Genomic DNA, 2376 nt, shown 5'->3' on the forward strand with positions numbered 1-2376 from the left:
ACCGCGGCGAAGATCGCCAGGAAACGGGTCAATTGAACTTTCGCGAATCCGCCTCGCACATGGTCGAGTCCGCGCTCGACGAAGGTCCGTCCTCGGTCGTCGGTGAAGTAGCGCATGCAGCACAGGCCGGCCTGCACACCGCCCCACATGAGCCCTTCGTAGAGCGGCCACTGGTAGTACGTGCCGGGATTGACCGACAGAGCCCGAATCGCGCCCGGGTAGGTGAAAAGCCCCATCGGCATGAGAAACAGACCCTCGATGACGAAATCGAAGACGAAGGTCCAGGCGATCACCACCCCGATCAGGCCGAACGTGTTGATGTTGGGCCACCGCCGCTTGGCTATGCGCATCACCCAGCACCCGAGCATCGTGCACAGTAGGACGAAGAAGTAGCCGGGAGCGTTCATCAGGAACGGTTCGGCCATCATGGCGCCCGGTTTCCCGAACGACACCCAACCCGGAACGTCCTGAACCCACGAGCCCCGGTTCCACATCCAGGTGTTGTACGTGCTCCATGTGTTGAAGTAGTTCAGCAGCGGATCCTGAAAGAACAGCAGGCCGCACGAGATCAGGAGCATGCCGTCCAGGGTGATTCGCCCCTCCCGGCGCCAGGGCCGAATGATGAACCACCAGAAGGCAACCGGCAGCCCGACGACGATCACTGCGGTCCAGGTGAAAAGGATCGCCTTCATGAAGGTCGGTGGATCGCTCGGTCCCGGAGGAACCCGCTCGAAATGGGGTCCGGCGATCCAGCGGATCCACACGTACAGCTGAAAAGCGAGAATGATGCCCCCGGCGATGGCCCAGATTTGCACGGGCTTGGACTTGGCAGGAGCCTTGGTCCCGAGTGAAGCCACGTCCCCGAGCGACTCGGTAATGACCGGCGCGCTCTTGCTGCTCGACAGTTCTGTCATGACACTGCCCCTCCTGATTCGTCGTGATACAGCGTCCGCGAACCTGACTGCACCCGAGTCGCGAACCGGCCATGGCGCGCCCGCGAGAGGCATGCCCACGCTCGCGATGAGGTGATCAATCGCGGAGCCCTGACACCCGGGCCTCCGGCCAACATACCAATCGGTATCTCAATAACCAAGGATATTCTCAGATTCTGTGGCAGAATCGCGGCATGGTTGAGCGCTGGACGCGAGAGCGGCGCCTTGAGCACACTCGTTCGCTGCTGTTGGACGCCGCGGAGGAGGTGTTTGCCGAAAAAGGCTTCATGGCAGCGTCTCTCGACGACATCGCACACACCGCGGGCTACACGAAAGGCGCGATCTACAAACACTTCACCGCGAAGGAAGACCTGTTCCTGGCGGTGAGCGACCGGTACTGGCGTCGGTATTTCGACAACTTCGCCGAGGTTATGTCGACCGCCACCCAGCTCGGGGCGCGCGAACTCGACCAAATCGCCGAGCGATGGCGAAAACTAAGCCACGACCGCGGCGCCGAGCACGCCGCGTTGGGACACGAATTCACCCTGTATCTTCTGCGCAACCCCGACGCACGGGAACGGGTGGCCGCGAAGCGCTCAGAAGTCGTCGAGGCACTGGCCAAGTTCATCGTCGAAGGCATAGACCGGCTGGGCGGAGCGCTGCTGATCCCTCCATTGACATTCGCCCACATCCTCGTCGCCACCACTGATTCCGTCATGCTGGGCAGCAAGCTCGATGACATCGATCTGTACCGGCCCACGCTCGAAATGTATGTGTCCGTCATCAAATTGCCTTGAGCGCAACCGATTTCATCCATGGCCAAGCTGCCTGGAATCCGTTGACCCGTCTCGCTGAAATGCTTAGGCGGCATGGGCCAGCGCTTGTGCGCACATACTCGAGGGCACTGACGGGCCACGCGTAGGTTCTGCTGGCATTGTTGGAACCTCTTCCGATTCTTGGATACCCATGGGTATATTTACGGGCGGCCTGACGAACCTTGGCTCCCGCCCTCAATCGCCGACCCCGCTGCGGGTCGCGTCGAGGCGCGACGAACCTCTTTGCGACCCAGGAGGACACAGCGCGCGATGAGTGATCTATCGAGCAAGACCAAGGCGCCGCCTACCGGGGTTGCGGTTGGCAAGGTGACCGAAAGCGGCGGGCAGACCGAGGCCTCGGTGAAACCCGTCAAGATTTGGGCGGCAGTCGGTGGCGCGCTTCTCGCGCTTCAGTTGTACGTGTGGATCGGGTGGATCACGGGCCCGTATTTCGAACGGGTGGCTTCCGGCCCGGATGACCCGCCGATGTATATGAAAGTGCCTCTTGTGGCGAATGCGGTCTTGGCGTGGATCGGCATTCCAATAGCGTTGTGGTGGTTCATTATTCGACCATGGCGCCGCGAGAGGCGGATCACCCTCGACGGCATGCTCATGGTCTCGATGGGCCT

The 2376-nt window shown here is 61.4% G+C and carries 2 protein-coding genes and 1 pseudogene; 2 read left to right on the forward strand and 1 reads right to left on the reverse strand.

Annotation, left to right across the window (positions count from 1 at the left end; genetic code table 11):
• Nucleotides 1–914, reverse strand: a 914-nt coding sequence (locus A5760_RS04245) for a spirocyclase AveC family protein (protein ID WP_064878000.1), incomplete at its 3' end; no start/stop codon positions are given.
• Nucleotides 915–1126: 212 nt separating this feature from the next.
• On the opposite strand from A5760_RS04245, the gene A5760_RS04250 reads away from it, so the two are divergent.
• Both A5760_RS04250 and A5760_RS04255 read left to right on the forward strand, forming a co-directional pair.
• Nucleotides 1127–1729: a TetR/AcrR family transcriptional regulator gene (locus tag A5760_RS04250; RefSeq protein ID WP_064878002.1), complete on the forward strand. Its 603-nt coding sequence runs from the start codon at nucleotides 1127–1129 to the stop codon at nucleotides 1727–1729.
• A 288-nt stretch (nucleotides 1730–2017) separates the two neighbouring features.
• Nucleotides 2018–2376 (forward strand): annotated as a pseudogene (locus A5760_RS04255) (DUF5135 domain-containing protein); the annotation flags it as partial.

The organism is Mycobacterium colombiense (genome assembly GCF_001665835.1).
Classification (GTDB): domain Bacteria; phylum Actinomycetota; class Actinomycetes; order Mycobacteriales; family Mycobacteriaceae; genus Mycobacterium; species Mycobacterium colombiense_A.

Excerpts from the sequence above, each read along its gene's own strand:
- A5760_RS04250 (WP_064878002.1), top strand. The coding sequence starts at position 1,127 with ATGGTTGAGCGCTGGACGCGAGAGCGGCGCCTTGAGCACACTCGTTCG.